Genomic DNA, 21,054 nt, shown 5'->3' on the forward strand with positions numbered 1-21,054 from the left:
TAGCGACGCGCCGCGGGGCGGGGTGACATCGCGTGTGAGATCGATGGTGAACGCTAGCTGATCTCCCTGGAGCGAATAGGTTCCGAACTACACCCGGGGTTCATTCCGGTTGTAGACAACCGTTTCGCCTTGTCCAGGTTCCTGGAAAGCCCTTGCTCGAACGGGGCTGGGTCGGACGTTGGCCCGCAGGATGCACAGCTGAGTCCTGGACCTACCGTGGGAGCACGTTCTGTCCTCAGTTCGCCGCCTCGTTGCGGTCTCAATAGTCCTGTCCGCTGTCGTACTTCCCGCACCACCCGCGGTCGCCGCCACGGCGCCGGCCTGGGTCGACATACCGCAGCCGGTCGCTGCCCGGACGCCGGTGCTGCGGGCCGACCGGTTCTTCGAACGGCGTACAGCGCCGGTCCGGCCGGTCACCGAGGTCACGCTGGTCGTGACGAAGGACCCGGAGCCGGCCAAGCCGAAGGTCACCACTCCGAAGGCAACGAAACCCAAGACGACGACCAAGCCGAAGAAGCCCGCTGCACCGCAGGTGCAGACGCCGGTCGTCGCCGGTTCGGTGAGCGCCGTTTTGGCGTACGCGAAGGCACAGCAGGGCAAGCCCTACGTGTGGGCAGCCGCTGGGCCGAACGGGTTCGACTGCTCGGGGCTGGTCGTGGCCAGCTATGCCCGGGCCGGTATCACACTCCCGCACCAGACCGGCGGCCTGATCGGCCGTGGACGGTCGGTGTCCCGCGCGCAACTGCAGCCGGGAGACCTGGTGTTCCCCAGTTCCGGCCACGTCGGGATCTACGTGGGTGACGGCATGATGATCCATGCCCCGCACCCCGGGGACCATGTCCGGATCGCCAAGGTCTACGCGTTCTACGCCGGGCGCCGCATCATCGGCTGACCCGTCGTCGCGCCGGTCTTCGCCGGTGCGTCGTGACGCACGTGATCGCCGCCGCCCGCTATGGTGCTGAGATGTCGGAAATGCCGGATATCAGGCTTTACCGGTTGCACCGGCGGGCGGCGGTGGCGGACTTCGAGGGCACGGCGGTGCCCGGCCTGTGCGCCGAGTACCTGCGCCGCGAGGATGACGGGCGGGTCGCGTCGGTCGGGCGGTACGAGTACGCGCAGACCGAGATCCTGCGCGCCTGGGGCTGGACGGACGAGGCGCACTGCGCGTACTCCGCGGTGCGGGCGGCCGACGGTTCCTGGCATCCGCCCGTGGCCGGCTGCCCGACGGTGGAGCTGACCCGCTCCGGCGACGGCAGCGACGAGGTCACCGGCCTGCGACTCGCGGACGGCACGGGCGGCTGGCTCGTGTGCGAGGCCGGCCGGATCAGCCGCCGCTGACGACGACCGTGGAGGGCCGCGGGGCCGGGCGGTGCACGTACCAGAGCGAAAACGCGGTCAGGCCCAGCGCCATGCCGAACGCGGCCAGGTGGATCCACGGCGTCGCGATCGGCACGAAGCCGATCACGGCCACCGGCAGCTGCACCACCGCCACCAGCCCCAGCAGCAGCCGCCTGCGGGCGGCGCCCCAGAGATACGCCGTCCACAGTGGAGCCGTCACGACGGCGAGCGTCAGACCATCGAGCACGAGGTGCAACCAGCGGTCGTGGACGGCGTTGTGCGCGAACGCCGACGCCGGCGAGGCGACGAGCAGCAGGCCCGTCGCGGCGATGAGAACACCGAGTGCACGTCGCATGACGACCTCCAAGGCCGATGTCGTTGCACTGCACGCTACGGGCGGCCGGTCCAAGACCGTAACAGTGAGTCGCGTGAATGAATGCTTGCGATGGACATGTGACGCGGATACTCTTCTTACATGACTATACAACTCCGGTCGCCGAGCTACTTCGTGCTCGCCGCGCTGCTGGACGGGGCGCTGCACGGCTACGTCATCATCAAGCGGGTCGAGGCGCTGTCCGACGGTGCGGTGCGGCTGGCCGCCGGATCGCTGTATGCCGTGCTGGACCGGCTCGCCGACGCCGGGCTGGTCGAGGTGGTCAACGAGGAGATCGTCAACGGGCGGGCCCGGCGCTACTACGCGCTCACCGCCGACGGTGGCACGGCGCTGCAGGACGAGGCGGCGCGGCTCGCGGCCGCGGCGAAGGTCGTCACCAACGCGACGGCCCGGCGCCGCGCCATCAACACGGCGGTGAGCCCGGCATGAGCGGTGGGCCGAGCAAGCGCCTGAGCGATGAGACGGTCCTCGCCCGGCGCTACCGGGCGCTGCTGCGGGCCTACCCGAAGGCTTGGCGGGCGGAGCGCGGCGACGAACTGCTCGGCACGCTGCTCGACGCAGCCGAGCCAGGCCGGCAGCGGCCCAGCCTGCGCGAGTCGGCGAGCATCCTGACGCAGGGCACGCGGGAGCGGTTCGGCCCGCGGCGGCGCGCACCCGGCGAGGTGTGGTCCGAGGCGCTGCGCATCGGCGCGCTGGTCCTGCTGGGCCAGACGGTCGCCTCGACGCTGCTCTTCATGCTGGAGTTCCTGGACGTCCCGGGGAGCCCGGCCGCCGAGTTGACCCGCTACGGTGCCGGAGTCGCGTTCGGGATCGCCGCGATGGTCGCCCTGGTCCTCGGGCAGACCGTGGTCACGACCGCCCTGACCGGACTGTGGATCGCCGCGCCGGTCATGCACGGCGAGATGCCGTGGCAGCTGGTCACCGCGTTCCTGATCCTCGCCGGGCTGAGCCTCGCGGACCGGACCCCCAGCCGGCGGCGCACCTCCGCGGTCTGGCTGGTGGTCGCGCCGCTCGTGCTGCTGCTGGGATTCGGCTTCAACCAGATGACCGGCGGCTACTTCTCCTCCGCGAGCACGCTGCTGTACCCGTTCGCGCTGCTGCTGGCCTTCACCGCCGGGGTGACCGTCGACCCGCGACTGCCGATCGCCGTCGCCTGCCTGACGGTCGCGATGATGCTCAACGTCACGCTGCACGTCCCGTCACTGTTCGGTGGCGCCACGATCGAAGGGCTGTCGCCGATGGAGCTGCGGCCGCAGACGGCGGTGTTCGGCGCGATCGCCGTGGTGCTGCTCACGATCGGGCACCTGCGGGCCCGGCGACTCGCCCGGATCTGATTCACCGGGTCCTATGCTTGCCGGATGAGCGCGGAGCACCGCCTGGCGAGGGCCCAGGAGCTGTACGAGCGGAGCGTCTTCGGCGACGAGCACGAGGCGCTGCCCGCCGCCGACCGCGAGCTCGACGCGGTCGAGGCGGACCTGCACCTGGCCCGGGGCAGGGTCGTGCACGCCCGGTTCCTGCGGGACCGCGTCGAGGACCCGCAGGAGCTGCCGCTGTTCTCCCGGGCCGCCCAGCTCTACCAGCAGCTGGGCGACGCCCGGGGCGAGGGCGAGGCGCTGTTCTGGATCGGCTGCTTCCACCAGGTGGTCCGCCAGGACGACGACGCGGCGGTGCCGGCGCTGCAGCGGGCCAGGGCCCTCGCCAGTGCCGCCGGCGACCGGCTGACCCTGTCCTACGTGCTGCGCCACCTGGGCATCTCCGCGCACCTGGCGGGCCGCCTCGCCGAGGCCAGGGACCACCTGCTCGCCTCGGCCCGGCTGCGGGAGGAGCTCGGTCACCGGGCCGGCGTCGCGGCGAACCTCGTCGGCCTGGCCTACCTGGCCGCCGCCGACGGCCGCCCGGGCGAGGTCCCGGACCTGCTGGACCGGGCCGCCCGGCTCGCCGAGGAGCACGGCGCGGCCGGCGTCGCACGCCAGGTCGGTGAGGCACGCCGGGCGCTCGACTACGATCGCGCGTCATGAGCATGATCACGCAGTACGCGCGGTTGCGCGACGGCGACCTGGCCGACCTGCGGGACCTGCTGCGGACCGACCACTTCGCCGCCAACGACCAGATCACCGACCGGCCGCACATCGACATCGACAAGGCGTGGGGCGGCCTGGAGTTCCTGCTCGCGCAGGTGGACGCGCCCGTCGACGTGATCAGCGGCGGGGTGCCGATCACCGACGAGCAGTGGGGCTACGACTCGCCGCGGGTGCTCACCCCGGACGAGGTGGCGACCGCCGCCGCGTTCCTCGACACCACCCCGTTCGGGTCTCTCGCCGCGCACTACGAGCCGGCCGCGCTCATCGCCGACGACGTGTATCCGAAGATCTGGCACGACCCGACGTCCCTGGACTACCTGCGACAGTCCTACGAGGCTCTGGCCACGTTCTTCCACGCCGCCGCGGCGGAGGGCGACAGCGTCCTCATCTGGGTGAGCTGACGCCCCCGCCGGGTCAGGCCGAGGCCTTGGCCCCGCCGAACCACTTCAGGCGCAGCGCCCGCAGCAGCAGGCCGGGGCTGGCCAGGGCGTTGGGGTGGTCCAGCATCGTGGTGACGCGGTTGAGCCGCTGGCTGGTCTTGTCGTCGGTCATGGACGCCTTGAGGACGACCTCGCTGACCCACTTGATGACCTTGTAGCCACGGGGCTGGCCGCTGGTGATGTGCGGCAGCCCGAGGTCGGCGAACGTCGAGACCTGCCAGGCGGCGTCGACGACGACCCGGACCCGCTCGAAGTAGCCGCGGGCCGGTTCGGTGGCGACGTCGGGCCCGGTGCGCAGCCACTCCGACAGGCAGGACGCGTGCAGCGTCGCCGACGTCATGCCCTGCCCGTAGACAGGGTTGAACGAGGCGACCGCGTCGCCGGCCGCGAGGATCCCGGTGGGCAGCCGGTCGAGCTGGTCGAAGTCGCGGCGGCGGCTGTCGGCCTGGTGGTAGGTGATGACGTTGCCGATCATCGTGCCGCGCTCGGCGATGTCGCCGAACATCTGCGGGAAGTACTTGCGGCAGCGCTCCGCGAAGTCGTCGGCCTCCCGGCTGGGCCGGTCGTCGTCGTAGCCGGCGACGAGCACGATCCAACGGTCACCCTCCACGGAGCTGACGCCGCCGATGCGGGCGATGCGGTCCTTGGCCGGGGTGGTCTGCGAGATCGCGATCCAGGTGTCGCTGACCGCGGGGTCGCGCTGGAACAGCGCCGAGGCGTAGTTGAGCTTGATGGGCATGCGCTGCATCGGGGCCCGGGGCCAGCCGCGCTGCTCGAGCCAGTCGTTGAGCGAGCTCGCGCGGCCCATCGCGTCGACGACGAGGTCCGCCTGGAGCTCCACCGGCTCGCCGTCGCCGGCCGGCACGTACCGGGCGCCGACCACGCCACCGTCGGGACCGTCGGCGAACAGGAGACCGTCGGCCCGCCCGTACACCATCCGGACCTTGGGGTTCTCCAGGACCCGCAGGCGGACCTGGGCCTCCAGGAACGGCCGCGTGGTGATCAGGATGGGCTTCTCCGGCGGCGGCTCGGTGGTGACCCGCAGCTCGTCGTTGATGAAGATCTTCGCGTCGGTGCGGCCCTCGTCGGGCGCTCCGGCCGCGACCGCGCGCTCGGTGAAGTCGGGCCACCAGCGGTCCAGCTGCACCTGCCCGGCGGGCAGCAGCGCGTGGACCTGACTGCCCTGCGGCACCCCGGGCCGCGGCCCGGCGGTGACGTCGGTGTCGTCCCGCTCGATGATGACGACCTCGTCGGCGTGGTCGCTGAGGACCCTGGCGGCCATCAGGCCGGCCATGCTGCCGCCGAGGACCACCGCTCGCCGCATGAGGATTTTCGCGTCCGTCGGCGGGTGCGGCGTGCTGATCTCCGCGAAACGCTGCGCTGCTGTCGGTGCCACCGGTCTCCCTGTCTCCTGCCTCGGCGGCCTTCGGCCGTGAAGGCCCGCCGTGCCACACACTCGGAACCCATCGAGGATCTTACCCACAGGTGAAGAACCTTCTCGATGCCATCGTGAGCTGGGAATTCATCGACATGAAACAGGGGGTGCAGAACCAGTCGTAATCTTGCGACGATTGCATCGAAGTATTGCGTTGCCCTGTGGGTTGCTGGCAGGATTCCAGCGCAGAAGCCGACATGCGATGCCAGCACCGCCAACCGCGCCGTGACACGCGTGGGCTGCTCGTTGCCGGTCCGTGGGCCCGCCTGCCCGCTGCCCCGCCACGCAACGCCCCCGCCCGCCCCGTCGCACGTGCCCACCCGCCGCACCGATCGCCGCGCCCGACCGCCATCGGGCCGGTCAGCTGTCGTGCGCGGGCCGGACGCTGCGACGGGCACACCCGAGGAGTCCACATGGGAGTTTCCCGCCGCTCCGTCATCACCACCGCGCTCGCCGGGACGGCCGCCACCGCCCTGCCGGTCGCGGCCGCCACCACCGCCGCCGAGGCGGCCAGCCCGCCCGGCGACGTCGTCGGCAAGGTCACCGTCGGCTACCAGGGCTGGTTCGCCGCCCCCGGCGACGGCGCGCCGATCAACGGCTGGTGGCACTACAGCCCCAACTGGTCCCAGCCGCCGGCCCCGGGCGCCTGCTCCATCACCTGCTGGCCCGACATGCGCGACTTCACGCGCGGGTACCGCACGAACTTCGCCAACCTCGGCAACGGCCAACCGGCGAACCTGTTCTCCTCCTACGACCAGCAGACCGTCGACACCCACTTCCGGTGGATGCAGGAGAACGGCTGCGACGTCGCGGCCCTGCAGCGCTTCAACCCGTTCGGCGGCGAAGGACCGACCCGCGACGCGATGGCGGCGAAGGTCCGCACCGCCGCCGAGGCCACGGGGCGCAAGTTCTACATCATGTACGACGTCACCTGGTGGCTGACCATGCAGTCGGAGATCAAGACCGACTGGACCACGAAGATGTCGGCGTACACCGCCTCCCCCGCCTACGCGAAGCAGAACGGCAAGCCCGTCGTGTGCATCTGGGGCTTCGGCTTCAACGACGACGGCCGGCCGTTCACGCCGGCGCAGTGCCTGGACGTCATCAACTGGTTCAAGAACCAGGGCTGCTACGTGATCGGCGGCGTGCCGACCCACTGGCGCCTGGGCACCGACGACTCCCGCGCCGGCTTCATCGACGTGTACCACGCCTTCCACATGATCTCGCCGTGGATGGTCGGCCGGATCAGCGACAACAACGGCGCCGACTGGTTCTACACCAACCGGGTCCTGCCCGACCTCGCCGACCTCAACGCCCGTGGCATCGACTACCAGCCGTGCATCATCCCCGGCGACCTGGCCTCCGGCCACCGCCGCCACGGCGAGCTGATGTGGCGGCAGTTCTACAACCACACCCGCGCCGGCGTGCCGAGCGTCTACATCTCGATGTTCGACGAGTTCAACGAGGGCAACCAGATCGCCAAGACCGCGGAGAGCGCGGCGTGGCAGCCGACCAACTCCGGGATGCGCGCCCTCGACGAGGACGGCACCCCCTGCTCGTCGGACTACTACCTGCGCCTCACCAACGACGGCGGCCGGATGCTCAAGGGCCAGATCGCGCTGACCGCGACCCGGTTCACGGTGCCGTTCCCGACCGGCCCCGACCAGACCGCGCCGAGCGTCCCCGGCAACCTGCGGGTCACCGGCAACACCGACACGACCGTCGCTCTGGCCTGGAACGCCGCCACCGACAACGTGGGCGTCGCCGGCTACCGGGTCTCCCGGGTGAGCGGCTCGGGTTCGGTGGCCATCGGCACCACGGGCACCCTCGCCTTCACGGTGACGGGGCTGACCGCGTCGACGGCGTACACCTTCGTCGTCGCCGCCTACGACGCGGCGGGCAACACGTCCGGCGCGTCCAACGCGGTCACCGTCACCACGTCCGCGCCGCCGAACAACACCACCAACCTGGCGCAGGGCAAGCCCACGTCAGAGAGCAGCCACACCCAGGTGTACGGCAGCGGCAACGCCGTCGACGGCAACACCGGCAGCTACTGGGAGAGCGCCAACAACGCGTGGCCGCAGTGGCTGCAGGTCGACCTCGGCGCCGCCACCGCGGCGCGGCGCGTGGTGCTCACGCTGCCCTCCAACTGGGGCACCCGCACCCAGACACTGTCGGTCACCGACGGCTCCTCCGGCGCGACCATCGTGAGCTCCCGCGGCTACACGTTCGACCAGAACGCCGCCAACACGGTCACCATCACCCTGCCCACCACGACGTCCGTGCGGTACCTGCGGCTGAACTTCACCGCCAACACCGGCTGGCCCGCCGGCCAGGTCTCGGAGTTCCGCGTCTACACCGGCTGACCCGAACTTCCCTGACCAACGCCGACGGTCAGGGTCAAGGCGGGTGGCGACCAGGCGTCCGGTCGCCACCCGCCGCCTCAGGCCGCCTTGAGGTAGCGGCCCATGTGGTACAGCAGGGGCAGGCCCTCCTGGTGTTCCCCGAGGACCGGCTCGGCGAGCACGATCGCGTGGTCGCCGGCGTGGACGCGTTCCACCACCCGGCAGACGAGGACCGCGAGGGCGCCGTCGAGGACCGGGACGTCGTGCGCCCCGGACCGCCAGCGGGTCGGGGCGGCGAACCGGTCGATGCCGCTGGTCGCGAACTGGCGCGCGACCTGCTCCTGCGCGTCGGCGAGGACGTGCACCCCGACGTGGCCGGCGGCCTCGACCGTCGGCCAGCTCGACGAGCGGCGGTCCAGGCAGAACGACACCAGCGGCGGGTGCAGCGACACGGACGTGAACGACGTGGCGGTGAACCCGGCCGGGCCGGACGGGCCGGGCGCGGTGATCACCACGACACCGGCCGCGTGGCGGCGCAGCAGCTGGCGGAACAGGTCGGGTTCGATGGCGGTGACGGTCATCGGGGTCCCCCTTGAGCTGTCAGTGCGGGTGGACGGTGAGGATCGGGGTCGCGTCCGCGTCGGCGCGCAGGCGCTCCAGCCACTGCACGACGTGCGCGGCGACGGTGCGGTGGGTGGCGTCGTTGAGCACGTCGTGCCGGCCGTCGCGGACCGTGGCGAGCTCGGCCTTCGGCAGGTCCGCCGCGAGCCGCCGGGCGGCGTCGACGGGGCTGACGGTGTCGGCCTCGCCGTGCAGGACGAGGACCGGCACCGTGACGGGCGCCGGGGCGAGGAGGTTCGCCGCCACCGGCAGTGCGAGGGCCCCCCGCTGGAAGCCGGTGTCTCCGGTCAGCCGCGCCTGATGGGTCGGGCACGCGGTGCGGGCCCGCAGTTCGTCGTCCCAGTCGACGGTGACCCCGTCGGCCGCCGGGGCGCCCGCCGCGACGACCCCGGCGAACAGGTCCGGGTGCGCGGCGGCGACGGCCAGGGCGTGCAGCGCGCCGGTGTCGGAGCCGGCGAGCACGACCGGGCCCGGTGCGTCCTGGGCCAGCGACACAGCCGTTTCCGGGGTCGCGGAGCGCACCGCGTAGCCGTCGGCGGCGATGCGGCGGCCGAAGCGGTCGTAGACGCCGGCGTGCTCGCCCCGGCCCGGCAGGATGAGCACCGTGCCGCGGACCGCGATCGCGGCCGGCGGGTCCCAGCGGGCACCGGCCACGACGGGCGAGCCGATCGTCGCGGTCACCGGGCACCCGCCGCGACCGGCTGCGCCTTCTGCGAAGCGGACGGCTGGGAGAGCGCGCGGTGCGCGAGCTCCTGGCGGATCAGCGGCAGCAGGTGCCGGCCGTAGTCGATCGCGTCGTCCAGGGGGTCGTAGCCGCGGATCAGGATCGTGGTGACGCCGATGTCGACATAGTCGAGCAGGGCCTTCGCGACGGTCTCGGGCGTGCCGACCAGCGCGGTCGAGTTGCCGCCGGCGCCGGTCGCCCTGGCCGGGGCGGTCCACAGTGCACGGTCGTGCAGGTCACCCTTCGCGGCCGCGGCGAGCAGCCGCTGCGAGCCCACGTTCTCCGGTGCGCCGTTGGTACGCCACGCGCGCTGCGGCCAGTTCGCCGCGCCACTGGTGATCGTGTCGAGGATCGCGTGCGCCCGCTCCCAGGCGAGGTCCTCGGTCGGGGCGAGGATCGGGCGGAACGACACGCTGATGCCGGGCACGTCGGTGCGTCCGGCGGCGGCCGCGGCGGCCCGCACGGACGCGATCTGCTCCGCGGTCTCCTTCAGCGGCTCGCCCCACAGCGCGAACGTGTCAGCGTGCTTGCCGCCGACCCGGTACGCCGCCTCCGACGACCCGCCGAAGAACAGCGGGATGCGGTGCGCCGGCTGGACGTGTGCGGCGAAGTCGGCGAAGCGGTAGTAGCGGCCGTCGTAGTCGAACGGCTCCGGCGAGGTCCAGGCCCGGCGCAGGATCTCCAGGTATTCGTCGGTGCGCGCGTACCGCTCGTCCTTGTCGAGGTAGTCGCCGTCGCGCTGCTGCTCGGTGTTGTTGCCGCCGGTGATCGTGTGCACGGCGACCCGGCCGCCGCTGAACTGGTCCAGGGTCGCGAACTGCCGCGCGGCGAGCGTCGGCGCGACGAAGCCGGGCCGGTGCGCGATGAGCAGGCCGAGCCGCTCGGTGTGGGCGGCGACGTGCGCGGCGACCTGGCCGCCCTCGGGCCAGCCGGAGCCGTAGCCGATGAGGATCCGGTCGAAGCCGCCGTCCTCGTGGGCGCGGGCGAACCGGCGCGTGTACGCCGGGTCGATCACGGGCCCGGACGGCGCGTGGATCTCCGAGGCGTGCTGGGTGCCGATCATGCCGACGAACTCGACCGTCATGACGTGTGCTCCTTCGTGTGCTGGGAACGGGTCAGCGCGGCCTGACCGGCCGCGGCGAGGATGGTGTCGTCCTGTGGGGTGTGGATGCGGGCGCAGAGCACGTCGCGCAGGTGGCGCTCCAGGGGGTTGCGGCGGTTGAGGGCGTTGTTGCCGATGAGCGCGACGGCCTGCTCGACCGCGCCGATCGCGGCCCGGGTGGCGACGAGCTTGCCGATGCCCGCGTCGACGGGGAGCCCGGCGTCGTAGTCGGCGGCCTGGGCGCGCACGAGGACCCGGGCCGAGACCAGCGCGGCCTCGATCTCGCCGACGGCGCTCTGGAAGCGGGGCAGGGTCGCGAGGGGCTTGCCGAGCGCGGCCGGGACCCGCTCGTGCAGGAAGCCGACCAGCCAGTCGCGGGCGGCGGTGGCGACACCGAGATACAGGGCGGCGAGCCCGAGCGCGTTCCAGTCACGGATGTCCGCGCCCGTCTCGACGAACGCCTCCAGGGGCACCCGCACGCCGTCGAGGTGCACGTCGTCGCTGCGGCTGGCGCGCAGCCCGAGATGGTCCCAGGTCGGCTCCACCCGCAGGCCGGGGCTGCCGCCGCGGACCAGGAACGACCCGACCCGCGCCGGGTCCTCGTCCGTGCGACCCCACACGGCCATCCACGACAACGCGACCGCGCCGGTCGAGAAGATCTTGTGACCGTCGATCACCCACTCGGCGCCGTCGCGGCGGCCGATCGTCGCCGGCAGCCCACCACGGGCGGGGGTGCCGAGCTCCGGCTCCACCCGCAGCGAGTTGACGAGCGCCGGCCACTGCCGCGACTCGGCGAGCAGTTCGTCGTAGAGCTCCGCCGGCCACGACGGCCGGCGCGCCTGCGCGGCGTGGGTGAACAGCGTCATCGCCGTGACCAGCGCGACCGCCGGGTCCCCGGCGCCCAGCGCGGCGAGGATGTCGACGGTGCGGGCCAGCCCCGCGCCCTCGCCGCCGTAGCGGGCCGCGACGGTGGCGGTCAGCAGCCCGTGCTTGTGCACGACGGCGATCCCGTCGTAGGGGAACGACGCGTCCCGATCGTGCTCGGCCGCGCGGGCGGCGAGCGCCGCGGTGACGACCTCCAAGCTCATGCCGTCCTCCTGGTGCTCATCGCGCCGACCGCCAGCCGGGACCGCCACGCGTCGGCGTGGTGGCACGCCACCGACCACTCCGAGCCCGCGGTCGAGGGTGCGGTGACACAGGCCTGCGTCGCGAAGGGGCACCGCGACGCGTAGGAACAGGCGTCGGGCCCGAACGCCGCGACGGGCCGGTGGTCCGGGGCCGGCCGCAGTGCCCGCGCCGGGATCGGGTGCTCCCGGCGGACGCTGGGCGCGGACGCGGTGAGCAGGGCCGTGTACGGGTGCCGCGGCTCGCTCAGCACCCGCCCGATCGGGCCCTGCTCGACCAGCCGCCCGCCGTAGAGCACGGCGACCCGGTCGGCGATCCCGGCGAGGGAGCTCAGGTCGTGGGAGATGACGACGACGGTGACCCCGGACCGGTCGCGCAGGTCGGCGAGGAGGCGCAGGACGTGGTTGCGGTTGGACGCGTCGAGGGCGCTGACGGGTTCGTCGCACAGCAGCAGCCGCGGCTGGAGGGCGACGGCGCGGGCGAGCAGCACCCGCTGCCGCTGGCCGCCGGAGATCTGCCCCGGCAGCCGGGCCGCGAGGGACTGGTCGAGCCCGACCTGGGCGAGGGCGGCGCGGACCCGGGCGTCGATCGCGGCCCGGTCCAGCGTGCCGGCGACGACGAGCCCCTCGGCGACGATCCGGGCGACGGTGTGCTGCGGGTCGAGGGCGCGCAGCGGGTCCTGGAACACGTACTGGACCTGGCCGGCGCGCCGCCACGCCCGGCGGGCCTTGCCGCGCAGCGCGGTGAGGTCGGTGCCCTCGAAGGTGATCCGGCCGGCGCGCACCGGCGACAGCCCGACGACCGCGCGGGCCAGGGTGGTCTTGCCGGAGCCGGTCTCGCCGATGATGCCGAGGATCTCCCCCGCCTGGACGTGCAGCGACAGGTCGGCCAGGACCCGGTGCCTGTCGAACGTGACGTCGAGCCCGTCCACAGCGAGCAGGGTGCTCATGCGCCCACCAGTTCCAGGGTCGCGGCCCGGTGGCACCGGACCTGACGGTCGTCCACCGTGGACAGTGCGACGGGGGTCGCGCAGGTGTCGGTGGCGTGCGCGCAGCGGGCCGCGAACCGGCACCCGACCGGCATCGCGCCCGGCTCCGGCGGCCGCCCCGGGATGACCTCGAGGTCGCGGCGGCGCCAGTCCCCCAGGGACGCGACCCGCAGCAGGGCCTCCGTGTACGGGTGCCGCGGGTTGGCGATGACGTCGGCGGTCGGGCCCTGCTCGACGATCTCACCGGCGTAGAAGACCGCGACCCGGTCGCAGACCTCGGCGACGACGGCCAGGTCGTGGCTGACCAGCAGCAGCGCCAGTCCACGCTCCTCCCGCAGCTGCCGCAGCAGATCGAGGACCTCGGCCTGCACGGCGGCGTCGAGGGCCGTGGTGGCCTCGTCGGCGACGAGCAGCTCGGGTTCTCCCGCGACGGCGATGGCGATGAGCGCCCGCTGGAGCATGCCGCCGGACAGTTCGTGCGGGTACTGGTCGTACACCGCCGTCGCCCGGCGCAGCCCCATCGCGGCGAGCAGTTCGACGGCGGCCGCGCGGGTCTGGTTGCGGGGCAGGCGGCGCTTGAGCCGCAGCTGCTCGGCGAGCTGCCGGCCCACGGTCAGCGACGGGTTCAGGTAGGACGCCGGGTCCTGGAACACCGCGGCGAGGCGGTTGCCGCGCACCGCGTCCCAGCCACGCCGGTCCAGCCCGGTCAGCTCGACGTCCGCGCCGCTGGAACCGCCGCCGAGGTGGATGCCGCCGCCGGTGACCGCCACGCCGGGCGGGAGGACGCCGAGAACGGCCCGGCAGGTGAGCGTCTTGCCGGATCCCGACTCGCCGACCAGGCCCACGGACTCACCCCGGCCGATCGTGAACGACACGTCCCGGACGGCTTCCCGGGCTGCCGCGGCGCCGGCGCTGGACGTACCGCTGCCGCCGCCGACGGAAACATGGAGGTTGTCGACCCGAAGGACCGCGCTCATGCCGCACCGCCGGGGCGGATGGCGTCGGCGAGGGCGTTGAGGGCGGCGACCGCCACCATGATGAGGGCCGCGGGGATGACCGGCGCCCATGGTTGCTGGGACAGGAATCCGAGCTCGCTGGCGAGGACTCCTCCCCAGGTAGGAGCGGGCGGCTGGACGCCGATGCCGAGGAACGTCAGCGACGACACCGCGAGCAGCGCGCCGCCGGTGGCCTGTGCGGCGGTGACGGCGACGGTCGGCACGACCTTGCCCCACACGTGGGTGCGCAGGATCCGCCATCGTGAGGCACCGAACAGTTCGGCGGCCTCGACGTAGTGGGCCCGGGTGAGGCTGAGCCCGGCGGCGCGGGTGACCCGGAAGAACAGCGGCGCGAAGAGCACGCCGATCGCCACCATCGCCTGGCTGAGACCGTTGCCGAGGATGCCGGTGACGGCGATCGCGAACACGATGAACGGCAGCGTCATCACGGCGTCGACGGCGCGCAGCAGCACCCATTCGACGGTCCGGCCGAGCCACAGCGACGCGAGGCCGGGCAGGACCCCGAGGGCGAGCCCGACGCCGACGCTCTCCAGGGCGGCGACGACCGTGGTGCCGGTGCCGGCGAGGAGCCGGCTGAACACGTCGCGGCCGAGGTAGTCGGTGCCGAACGGGTGGATCAGGCTCGGCCCGCGCAGTGCCAGGTCCGGGTCCTGCAGCAGCGGGTCGTGCGGCGCGACGGTCCCGCCGGCAACGGCGAGGAACGTCACCACGGCCAGGACGCTGAGGGCGAGTCGCGCCGACGGGAGGCGGACGGCGGTCAGCGTGCTCATCGCTTGCCCTGCGGGGTCAGCCGCAGCACGGCGATGTTGACCAGGGTGTTGCAGATCAGCACGACCGTGACGGTGACCAGCAGGGTGCCCTGGATCAGCGGGACGTCGTGCTGCCCGGACGCCTGCAGCGCCAGCTGGGCCAGGCCCGGCAGGTTGAAGATCTTCTCGGTGACGACGGCGCCGCCGAGGATCATCGGCACGCCGATGCCCAGCACGGTGAGGGCTGGCCCGATGGCGTTGCGCAGCGCGTGGCCGAACAGGACCCGGCGGGTGCCGAGGCCGCGCACGACGGCGCCGGTGACGTAGTTCTCGCCGAGCTGCCCGACCAGCGAGGTGCGCAGCTGCCGGGCGATGGAGGCGGCGATGTCGAGACTCAGCGCGAGCGCCGGCAGGATCGCGAAGCGCAGCCACTGGCCGAGGCCGTTCTCCAGGGGCACGTAGCCGCCGGCCGGCAGCGCCTTGAGCAGCACCGAGAAGATGATGATGAGGCCGATGCCGAGCACGAACGGTGGCAGCGTGCCGAGCGCGGAGGCGACGGCGGTGACGGTCCGGTCGAGGCGGCCGCCCTGCCGCAGCGCCGCGCCGATCCCGGCGGCCCCGCCGATGAGCACGGCCAGGAGGATCGCGAGGCCGGCCAGGGCGAGGTCGACGGGGAGCGCGGCGAAGATGCTGTCGGCGACCGGGATGGTGGTGAAGTACGACCGGCCGAGGTCGCCCCGCAGCGCCGAGAACAGCCAGTCGACGTACTGCACCGGTAGTGGCCGGTCGAGGCCGAACTCGTGGTTCATCCGGGCGATGTCGGCCGGGGTCGCGGTCTCGCCGAGGACCGCGGCGGCCGGGTTGCTCGGCGACAGCGCGCCGAGCCCGAACGTCAGCAGCGACGAGAACACGAACACCACAACGGGCGTGGCGAGGGTACCGATCCAGCGTCGGGACCTCCGCTTCGGCGGCGCCGGGTCCGGCTTTGCCACAGCCACCGGAGCCGGTCGCGACAGCAGCGTCGTCATGACACGGTCACCCCTTCGAAGCGCTGGACGGCGGTGAACTCGGGGATCGCCGACACGTTTGCGCGGCGGGCGAGGATTCGCGGCACGCTGTAGAGGAAGACGTTGGGCATCGACTTGACCGCGACCGCGGTCGCCGCCTGCAGGACGCTCGGGTAGGACGGGTCGTCCAGCGGGGTCCTGCTGACCTTCGCGAGGGCGTCGGCGAGCTCCGGCGGGGTCTGCCGGCCGGGGTTCATCAGCCCTTCCTTGCCGAACAGCACCTGGAACGCCTGGACGGCGGAGTCCCGGCCGGCGAACTGGTCGACGAACAGGGCCTTGCTGTGCTGGACGTACACCAGCTGCGTCGCCTGTGCCTGCGGGATGACCTCGATGGTGGCCTTGAACCCGGCGGCGTTGAGCTGCGACTGCAGCTGCTCCGGCACGCCCTCGGCCTTGGCGGTGGTGATGACGACCTCGACCGGCGAGGTGCCGTAGCTCGACTGGGCGAGGAGTTGCTTCGCCTTGTCGGGGTTGTGCTGGTAGATGCCTTCGAGGCTGTTGCTGTAGCCGGCGTAGCCCTTCGGGAACGGCTGGTAGGCGACGTCGCCGTGGCCGAACTGTGCGGTCTTGAGCAGCGCGGCCCGGTCGACGGCGTAGCGCAGTGCCTCGGTGACCTTCGGGTCGTCGAACGGCTTCTTGGCGATGTTGACGTCGAGGACCGCGACCACCAGCGACGGGATCACCTGGACCGGCAGGCCGGCGGCCTTGGCGGCCTCGACCTGGCTGCCGGGGATCTGCGCCACGTCGTACTGCCCGGACTGCAGTGCGGCCACGACCGTGGCGGGCTCCGGCAGCGGGTAGGCCTCGAAGCCGCCGAGCTTGATGTTCGCGGCGTCCCAGTAGTCGGGGTTGCGGGTGAGGGTGGCCTTGGCGTTCTGCACATACGCGGTGAGCGTGAACGGCCCGGCGCCGACGGGCTTGGTCGCGAGCGCCGTGGCGTCGGCCTCGAACGCCGCCGGGCTGACGATCATGCCGGTCTTGCCGGCGAAGAGGTTCGGGATCTGGTAGTCGGCCTGGGCGAGGCCGATGACCACGGTGGTGGCGTCGGGCGCGGTGACCGACTTGACGTTGGCGAGCTGCGCGGCGATGAGCGACTTGGGGAAGTCGCGGCCGCGCTCCAGGCTCTTCTTCACCGCGGTCGCGTCCAGGGCGGTGCCGTCGCTGAACTTGAGGCCGGGCCGCAGCGTGAACGTCAGCGTGGTGCCGGCGGCGTCGTACTTCCAGCCGGTCGCGAGGGCCGGGACGGCGTTGCCCTTCTCGTCGAGCTTGGTGAGGCCGGCGTAGACCAGCGACAGCAGGTGCACGTCCCAGCCGGCGGACGAGGTGACCGGGTCCCAGCTGGTGACGGTGGACCAGCCCCACTTGAGGGTGCCGCCGGCGGTGCCGCCGGGGCCGGCGACCGTCCCGTCACCGCAGGCGGCGAGCAGGGTCGCGGTGCCGGCTGCGGCACCAAGTCCGAGGAACGACCTGCGGGTCAGCGATGAGCTCATGGGGACGGAAGCCTTTCGAAGGTGTCGTGGGGTGCTTGAGGGTGCACGGAACCGTCCGCAGCGGGTGCGGCTTCAAGGAAGAGATGGGCGACAGGCCCGAAGAGATCGACGGTGACTTATCGACAGAGGGCGCTGGCCGTGCGCCGGAAGTCGACGTAGCGACGAACTACGCCGGGGTGGGTCGATGTCATGTGCCCATCATGCGGACGCCGCTTCAGTGTCGTCAATAGCCATCGGGAAGTGTCCTATTGTTCGAGACAAATCCGATGGTTTTTATAGGAGTTATCGGGCCGGGGCGACGCGCTCGACCGCGTCCACGTACTGCTGCAGGGGCCGCCAACCCGGCACGATTTCCCTGCCCAGAGGCCCTTCGAAGAGCAGCGTGGGCAGCGCGTAGCGCAGACCGCCGTCGATCGGCTTAGCCGCGCCGCAGTGTGGACCCGGCGCGGTGAGGCCGATCACCTCGGCCGCCGGGCGGCGGGTCTCCAGCCAGTCCGCGCGCACGGCGGCCTCGATCCGCGGGTCCTCCAGGTCCCGGGCGAAGGCGTCGAGATCGAGGCCCTCGACCCCCGCCGCCGCGGCCAGGACGCGCTCGGCGGTGTCGGCCGGCTCACCCCTGAGGAACATCGCCTCGCGGAGCCTTCTCAGGACGGCGCCCTCGACGCCCTGCCGGGCCGCGGCCTTGGCGCCGATCGACGCCGGCCACGAGCTCAGCGCGACCCGCTCCAGCCGGGCCGGGCAGGGCGCGCCGGTGTGCTCGGAGACCTGCTGGACGAACCGGAAGTACCAGGCGGTCTCCGCGGCCGGGTCCGGCGGCGGGTCGTCGTCGAGGTCGAACAGGATGCCGTACACCCGGCGCCACCGGGACCGGCCCCCGGTCAGCTCGCGCAGCCGCTGGAACGTCGGCTCCGACCCCCACGCCCACGGGCACATCGGGTCGGTGAACTCGACGACCTCCAGGGCCTGCTTCAGAAGGGGGGTCGGTGCGAGGCGAGGTCCAGGCGTCGGCTGGGGCCGCAGCCCGGCCATCCCTTCTGAAGCAGGCCCTGGCACGGTCAGTCCGTTTCCGTCTCGGTCCCGGCCGTGAACAGACTCGGCAGGTTGACCACGATGCCCTCCTGGCTGCTGCGGGCGATGACCACGACCGCCTCCTCCTCGCCCGGGTTCTCCTCGCGGTGCGGCACGAACGGCGGCACGAAGATGTAGTCGCCGGGCTCGGTCTCGAGCCTTCGTTCGACGCCGTCCTCGGCGAACACGAACACCGGGTGACCGGAGACGACGTAGATGGCGGTCTCGGCCTCGCCGTGATGATGGTCGCCGGAACTGGTCGCCGGGGCGACATGCGTCTGGCCCATCCAGACCTTCTCCGAGCCGACGGTCTTGCCCGAAACGGCTTCCAGGCGGGTCATCCCGCTGGTCTGCCGGGTGTCGCCGCTGAGCTCCCTACCCTTGATGTGCCGCAGCGGGGTGTGCCAGTGATCGGTCATGTTCGCATCCTTACTTGGAGCTGCCGACGAGGCCCAGCAGCGACGCGGCGGGCTCGGCCGGCGCATCGGTGAGCAGGTCGGCGATGGTGACGCCGGTCAGGATCTCCTCGGTGCGGGCCTGGATCGCGCGCCAGACCGCGGTCACGCCGGGCGCCCTGGTCGCGTCGGCCGGGCCTTCGACGCTCTCACCGTGCACGGTCATCAGCTCGCCGTCGACCGCGCCGACGACGTCGGCAAGGGTGATCGTGGCGGCGTCGCGGCCGAGCCAGTATCCGCCTTCACAGCCGCGCTGGCTGCGCACCAGGCCGGTCCGGCGCAGGTCGCGCATGACGGACTTGAGGAACCGGTAAGGAATGTGCTGGGCGGCCGCGATCCCCTCGCAGACCAGTGGGCGACCGGCGTCCGCCGCCAGCTCCACCAGTGCACGGATCGCGTAGTCCGCCTTCGCCGATATGCGCATCGCGGGTCCTCGCCGACGGGTTGATCGCTACTCCGGAAACCCTACCAAAAGACTTCGGTATGTATCCATTGCCTCGGGCGCATTAAAGTCCTTTAGTCCGTTTTGTCGTTAAGGTCACCAGTGGCCGGGCACGACGCCCGGCCGGACGGGAGCGACGAAGCATGAACCGCAGAAGTCTGCTGCTGGGCGCCGGCGCGGTGGGCCTCACGGCCGCCGTCGGCGGCGCCGCGATCGCGGTGGCCGCACCGGAGGACACCGAGGCGGGCCGGCGCCCCCAGCCGCTGCTCACCTGGGAACTGACCGGTGGCTTCGTCCCCGCCGGCTGGAACGCGCTGCGCGCCCCGCGCCTCGCCGCCTACGACGACGGCACCCTCATCGCCGACGCGGCCCGCCGCCTGAAGATCGGCCAGGGCACGCTGCGCTCGCTGCGCAACCACGCGACCGCCGTGCTGCGCGACCCCGCGAACACCCGCCGCCGCCCCGGTGCCCCGATGATCGCCGACGTGCCGTCGACGGTGTTCACGCTGCGCGCCAACGGCCGCCGCTCCCGCGCCCAGTTCGAGGGGCTCGAGGAGACCCGCCCGGACCGCGCGTACCCGCCGGCGTCGTACTCACTGCTGGACCACCTCGCCCAGCTGCGCGACCGCACGCTGAAGAGCGGCTCGCCGTTCCACCCGGACGCGGTCCGGCTCATCGCGGTCCTGCTCGACGCGTCCCAGCCGCCGCAGCAGCCGACCGTGGTCGAGCCGTGGCCGGCCGGGGTGCCGGTGCCGCACCTGCGCAGGGACGAGTTCGTCGCGCAGCTCGACCTCCGCGACCGGCCGGCCCGCGCCCTGCTGCGTGCCGTGCCACGCCCCGACCCCACCCGCTGGCCGGTCTTCGCCACCGCGGACGGCAACCGCTTCCAGGTCAACCACCGCTTCCTGCTGCCACACGAGTAGCCCCGGGCCGCGTCAACCCCGCGTCAACCCCGCGGGAGCGGCGGGGCGCGCCGGACGGCCGGGCTGATCGTCGCGGCGACGGCGGTGGCGAGCATGACGCCGGTCAGGGTCAGGATCGTGCCGGTCGGGCCGGCGCCGGCCAGCAGCAGCCCGGCGCCGAGCGACCCGATCGGCATGACGCCCCAGGAGACCGTCATCGCCGCGCTGGTGACGCGGCCCAGCAGCTCGTTGGGGACCAGCAGGGCGCTGTAGCTGACGATCACGACGTTCCACAGTGGCCCGACGAACGCGGTGGCCGCGCCGATCGCGCCGATCTGCAGGGCGTTGGTGGTGAGCAGGAAGAGCGGCAGCAGCGCGGTCCAGATCCAGTTGACCCCGATGATGACCATCTTGGGGCTGAGGTGGCGATGCAGCCTGGTCGCCGCCAGCGCGCCGAGCAGGCCGCCGCCGGAGTAGACGCCGAGCATCGTGCCGATCTCACCGGCGGTGGCGCCGCGGCGCTGGGCGAGCACGACGAGGACGAGGACCAGCGCCTGGAAGACCAGGTTGCTGGCGGCGATCAGCAGGATCGCGGCCCGGATCAGCGGGTGCCGCCAGATCCAGCGCAGGCCGGCGGCGGTCGCCCGCCAGAGGGGTTCGGCCGGGGCGACGGGCCCGCTGCGCAGCTCCTTGCGCAGCGACAACAGCGCGACCGAGGCGGCGGCGTAGGAGATCGCGTCGACCAGGAACGGCAGCGTGCGGTCCAACCCGAAGAGCAGGCCGCCGATCGGGCCGCCGGCCAGCGCCGCACCCCGGCCGCGGGCCTCGTTCTGGGCGAGCGCCGTGGGCAGCTGCGCGGCCGGCACGATGACGGGCAGGGCCGCGGTCTCGGCCAGGCCGAAGAAGACGGCGCACATGCCCTGCACGAACGCGACCACGACCAGCTGCGCGACGGTGAGCGCGTCCAGCCACTGGGCGATCGGGACGCTCAGCAGCGCCAGCCCTGCGAGGGCCTCGCTGGCCCGCAGGATCCGGCGGCGGTCCCACCGGTCCACCAGCGGCCCGGCCGGGAGCTGGGCGACGAGGAAGGGCAGCGTGCCCGCCGCCGCGACGAGGCCCGCGTCGGCGGCCGATCCGGTGGTGGCCAGCACCAGCAGCGGCATCGCGGTCGCGCTGATCCGGGCGCCGAGGGCGGAGACGACCTGCCCGCTCCAGAGCGTGACGAAGTCGCGGTTGCGCCACAGCGGCGGCGCGCCCGGTTCGGTCACCCGG

23 protein-coding genes are annotated in these 21,054 nt (G+C 72.7%); 8 read left to right on the forward strand and 15 right to left on the reverse strand.

Going from position 1 to position 21,054, the window contains the following annotated elements; translation table 11 throughout:
* Positions 1–361 precede the first annotated feature (361 nt).
* Both Dsi01nite_RS37850 and Dsi01nite_RS37855 read left to right on the forward strand, forming a co-directional pair.
* On the forward strand, positions 362–892 hold the full coding sequence (locus tag Dsi01nite_RS37850) for a C40 family peptidase (RefSeq protein ID WP_203851193.1): 531 nt from the start codon (positions 362–364) through the stop codon (positions 890–892).
* A 71-nt stretch (positions 893–963) separates the two neighbouring features.
* Positions 964–1,338, forward strand: coding sequence for a hypothetical protein (locus tag Dsi01nite_RS37855; protein WP_203851194.1), 375 nt, complete (start codon positions 964–966; stop codon positions 1,336–1,338).
* On the opposite strand, the gene Dsi01nite_RS37860 is transcribed toward Dsi01nite_RS37855, so the two are convergent.
* Positions 1,325–1,693 carry a hypothetical protein gene (locus Dsi01nite_RS37860; RefSeq protein WP_203851195.1) on the reverse strand — a complete coding sequence of 123 codons (369 nt, stop codon included), beginning with the start codon at positions 1,691–1,693 and terminating at the stop codon, positions 1,325–1,327. The genes Dsi01nite_RS37855 and Dsi01nite_RS37860 overlap by 14 nt on opposite strands.
* Positions 1,694–1,813: 120 nt before the next feature.
* Here Dsi01nite_RS37860 and Dsi01nite_RS37865 point away from each other — a divergent pair, with 120 nt between their 5' ends.
* Genes Dsi01nite_RS37865 through Dsi01nite_RS37880 form a run of 4 tightly spaced genes read left to right on the forward strand, consistent with a single transcriptional unit; the run spans position 1,814 to position 4,214 of the window.
* The gene (locus tag Dsi01nite_RS37865) at positions 1,814–2,161 is read left to right on the forward strand and encodes a PadR family transcriptional regulator (protein WP_203851196.1); all 348 of its coding nucleotides are present in this window, start codon (positions 1,814–1,816) and stop codon (positions 2,159–2,161) included.
* Entirely contained in the window at positions 2,158–3,066 is a 909-nt protein-coding gene (locus tag Dsi01nite_RS37870; protein ID WP_203851197.1) for a hypothetical protein, read from the forward strand. The genes Dsi01nite_RS37865 and Dsi01nite_RS37870 overlap by 4 nt, the downstream gene beginning before the upstream one ends.
* Positions 3,067–3,090: 24 nt before the next feature.
* Positions 3,091–3,750: a tetratricopeptide repeat protein gene (locus Dsi01nite_RS37875; RefSeq protein ID WP_203851198.1), complete on the forward strand. Its 660-nt coding sequence runs from the start codon at positions 3,091–3,093 to the stop codon at positions 3,748–3,750.
* Positions 3,747–4,214 (forward strand): YfbM family protein, encoded by a 468-nt coding sequence (locus Dsi01nite_RS37880; RefSeq protein WP_203851199.1) that lies wholly within the window; start codon positions 3,747–3,749, stop codon positions 4,212–4,214. The genes Dsi01nite_RS37875 and Dsi01nite_RS37880 overlap by 4 nt, the downstream gene beginning before the upstream one ends.
* 13 nt (positions 4,215–4,227) lie before the next feature.
* Here Dsi01nite_RS37880 and Dsi01nite_RS37885 read toward each other — a convergent pair whose 3' ends face one another.
* Positions 4,228–5,649, reverse strand: coding sequence for an FAD-dependent oxidoreductase (locus Dsi01nite_RS37885; protein WP_203851200.1), 1,422 nt, complete (start codon positions 5,647–5,649; stop codon positions 4,228–4,230).
* 452 nt (positions 5,650–6,101) lie between these two features.
* Here Dsi01nite_RS37885 and Dsi01nite_RS37890 point away from each other — a divergent pair, with 452 nt between their 5' ends.
* The gene (locus Dsi01nite_RS37890) at positions 6,102–8,054 is read left to right on the forward strand and encodes a galactose-binding domain-containing protein (RefSeq protein ID WP_203851201.1); all 1,953 of its coding nucleotides are present in this window, start codon (positions 6,102–6,104) and stop codon (positions 8,052–8,054) included.
* Positions 8,055–8,131: 77 nt separating this feature from the next.
* Here the strand turns inward: Dsi01nite_RS37890 and Dsi01nite_RS37895 are convergent, their stop codons facing one another.
* From Dsi01nite_RS37895 to Dsi01nite_RS37950, 12 genes are all read right to left on the reverse strand, one after another.
* Entirely contained in the window at positions 8,132–8,614 is a 483-nt protein-coding gene (locus Dsi01nite_RS37895; protein WP_203851202.1) for a flavin reductase family protein, read from the reverse strand.
* Between the two features lie 19 nt (positions 8,615–8,633).
* Positions 8,634–9,335 (reverse strand): alpha/beta hydrolase, encoded by a 702-nt coding sequence (locus Dsi01nite_RS37900; protein WP_203851203.1) that lies wholly within the window; start codon positions 9,333–9,335, stop codon positions 8,634–8,636.
* Positions 9,332–10,462: an LLM class flavin-dependent oxidoreductase gene (locus Dsi01nite_RS37905; RefSeq protein ID WP_203851204.1), complete on the reverse strand. Its 1,131-nt coding sequence runs from the start codon at positions 10,460–10,462 to the stop codon at positions 9,332–9,334. Before Dsi01nite_RS37905 ends, Dsi01nite_RS37900 begins: the two co-directional genes overlap by 4 nt.
* A complete protein-coding gene (locus Dsi01nite_RS37910; protein ID WP_203851205.1) occupies positions 10,459–11,568 on the reverse strand; it encodes an acyl-CoA dehydrogenase family protein in 1,110 nt (369 codons plus the stop codon). Before Dsi01nite_RS37910 ends, Dsi01nite_RS37905 begins: the two co-directional genes overlap by 4 nt.
* Positions 11,565–12,554, reverse strand: a complete 990-nt coding sequence (locus Dsi01nite_RS37915) for an ABC transporter ATP-binding protein (protein WP_203851206.1) — start codon at positions 12,552–12,554, stop codon at positions 11,565–11,567. The genes Dsi01nite_RS37910 and Dsi01nite_RS37915 overlap by 4 nt, the downstream gene beginning before the upstream one ends.
* Positions 12,551–13,570 (reverse strand): ABC transporter ATP-binding protein, encoded by a 1,020-nt coding sequence (locus tag Dsi01nite_RS37920; RefSeq protein ID WP_203851207.1) that lies wholly within the window; start codon positions 13,568–13,570, stop codon positions 12,551–12,553. The genes Dsi01nite_RS37915 and Dsi01nite_RS37920 overlap by 4 nt, the downstream gene beginning before the upstream one ends.
* Positions 13,567–14,379 (reverse strand): ABC transporter permease, encoded by an 813-nt coding sequence (locus tag Dsi01nite_RS37925; RefSeq protein ID WP_203851208.1) that lies wholly within the window; start codon positions 14,377–14,379, stop codon positions 13,567–13,569. Before Dsi01nite_RS37925 ends, Dsi01nite_RS37920 begins: the two co-directional genes overlap by 4 nt.
* On the reverse strand, positions 14,376–15,386 hold the full coding sequence (locus tag Dsi01nite_RS37930) for an ABC transporter permease (RefSeq protein ID WP_203851209.1): 1,011 nt from the start codon (positions 15,384–15,386) through the stop codon (positions 14,376–14,378). The genes Dsi01nite_RS37925 and Dsi01nite_RS37930 overlap by 4 nt, the downstream gene beginning before the upstream one ends.
* The gene (locus Dsi01nite_RS37935; RefSeq protein ID WP_203851210.1) at positions 15,383–16,915 is read right to left on the reverse strand and encodes an ABC transporter substrate-binding protein; all 1,533 of its coding nucleotides are present in this window, start codon (positions 16,913–16,915) and stop codon (positions 15,383–15,385) included. The genes Dsi01nite_RS37930 and Dsi01nite_RS37935 overlap by 4 nt, the downstream gene beginning before the upstream one ends.
* Positions 16,916–17,197: 282 nt before the next feature.
* Complete coding sequence (locus Dsi01nite_RS37940) at positions 17,198–17,944, reverse strand: DsbA family oxidoreductase (protein WP_203851211.1); 747 nt, start codon at positions 17,942–17,944, stop codon at positions 17,198–17,200.
* Positions 17,945–17,970: 26 nt separating this feature from the next.
* Positions 17,971–18,402, reverse strand: a complete 432-nt coding sequence (locus Dsi01nite_RS37945; protein WP_203851212.1) for a cupin domain-containing protein — start codon at positions 18,400–18,402, stop codon at positions 17,971–17,973.
* A 10-nt stretch (positions 18,403–18,412) separates the two neighbouring features.
* Positions 18,413–18,862, reverse strand: coding sequence for an RrF2 family transcriptional regulator (locus Dsi01nite_RS37950; protein WP_203851213.1), 450 nt, complete (start codon positions 18,860–18,862; stop codon positions 18,413–18,415).
* Between the two features lie 161 nt (positions 18,863–19,023).
* Here Dsi01nite_RS37950 and Dsi01nite_RS37955 point away from each other — a divergent pair, with 161 nt between their 5' ends.
* Entirely contained in the window at positions 19,024–19,803 is a 780-nt protein-coding gene (locus tag Dsi01nite_RS37955) for a hypothetical protein (RefSeq protein ID WP_203851214.1), read from the forward strand.
* A 23-nt stretch (positions 19,804–19,826) separates the two neighbouring features.
* On the opposite strand, the gene Dsi01nite_RS37960 is transcribed toward Dsi01nite_RS37955, so the two are convergent.
* Positions 19,827–21,050, reverse strand: coding sequence for an MFS transporter (locus tag Dsi01nite_RS37960; RefSeq protein ID WP_239136462.1), 1,224 nt, complete (start codon positions 21,048–21,050; stop codon positions 19,827–19,829).
* Between the last annotated feature and the right edge of the window lie 4 nt (positions 21,051–21,054).

The sequence above is a fragment of the Dactylosporangium siamense genome (assembly GCF_016862795.1).
In the GTDB taxonomy this organism is placed as follows: Bacteria; Actinomycetota; Actinomycetes; order Mycobacteriales; family Micromonosporaceae; genus Dactylosporangium; species Dactylosporangium siamense.

Coding starts and splice junctions, on each gene's coding strand:
- Dsi01nite_RS37955 (WP_203851214.1), top strand. CDS start 19,024: ATGAACCGCAGAAGTCTGCTGCTGGGCGCCGGCGCGGTGGGCCTCACG.
- Dsi01nite_RS37905 (WP_203851204.1), bottom strand. CDS start 10,462: ATGACGGTCGAGTTCGTCGGCATGATCGGCACCCAGCACGCCTCGGAG.
- Dsi01nite_RS37940 (WP_203851211.1), bottom strand. CDS start 17,944: ATGGCCGGGCTGCGGCCCCAGCCGACGCCTGGACCTCGCCTCGCACCG.
- Dsi01nite_RS37875 (WP_203851198.1), top strand. CDS start 3,091: ATGAGCGCGGAGCACCGCCTGGCGAGGGCCCAGGAGCTGTACGAGCGG.
- Dsi01nite_RS37870 (WP_203851197.1), top strand. CDS start 2,158: ATGAGCGGTGGGCCGAGCAAGCGCCTGAGCGATGAGACGGTCCTCGCC.
- Dsi01nite_RS37920 (WP_203851207.1), bottom strand. CDS start 13,570: ATGAGCGCGGTCCTTCGGGTCGACAACCTCCATGTTTCCGTCGGCGGC.
- Dsi01nite_RS37880 (WP_203851199.1), top strand. CDS start 3,747: ATGAGCATGATCACGCAGTACGCGCGGTTGCGCGACGGCGACCTGGCC.
- Dsi01nite_RS37930 (WP_203851209.1), bottom strand. CDS start 15,386: ATGACGACGCTGCTGTCGCGACCGGCTCCGGTGGCTGTGGCAAAGCCG.
- Dsi01nite_RS37860 (WP_203851195.1), bottom strand. CDS start 1,693: ATGCGACGTGCACTCGGTGTTCTCATCGCCGCGACGGGCCTGCTGCTC.
- Dsi01nite_RS37935 (WP_203851210.1), bottom strand. CDS start 16,915: ATGAGCTCATCGCTGACCCGCAGGTCGTTCCTCGGACTTGGTGCCGCA.
- Dsi01nite_RS37855 (WP_203851194.1), top strand. CDS start 964: ATGTCGGAAATGCCGGATATCAGGCTTTACCGGTTGCACCGGCGGGCG.
- Dsi01nite_RS37925 (WP_203851208.1), bottom strand. CDS start 14,379: ATGAGCACGCTGACCGCCGTCCGCCTCCCGTCGGCGCGACTCGCCCTC.
- Dsi01nite_RS37890 (WP_203851201.1), top strand. CDS start 6,102: ATGGGAGTTTCCCGCCGCTCCGTCATCACCACCGCGCTCGCCGGGACG.
- Dsi01nite_RS37945 (WP_203851212.1), bottom strand. CDS start 18,402: ATGACCGATCACTGGCACACCCCGCTGCGGCACATCAAGGGTAGGGAG.
- Dsi01nite_RS37895 (WP_203851202.1), bottom strand. CDS start 8,614: ATGACCGTCACCGCCATCGAACCCGACCTGTTCCGCCAGCTGCTGCGC.
- Dsi01nite_RS37950 (WP_203851213.1), bottom strand. CDS start 18,862: ATGCGCATATCGGCGAAGGCGGACTACGCGATCCGTGCACTGGTGGAG.
- Dsi01nite_RS37865 (WP_203851196.1), top strand. CDS start 1,814: ATGACTATACAACTCCGGTCGCCGAGCTACTTCGTGCTCGCCGCGCTG.
- Dsi01nite_RS37915 (WP_203851206.1), bottom strand. CDS start 12,554: ATGAGCACCCTGCTCGCTGTGGACGGGCTCGACGTCACGTTCGACAGG.
- Dsi01nite_RS37910 (WP_203851205.1), bottom strand. CDS start 11,568: ATGAGCTTGGAGGTCGTCACCGCGGCGCTCGCCGCCCGCGCGGCCGAG.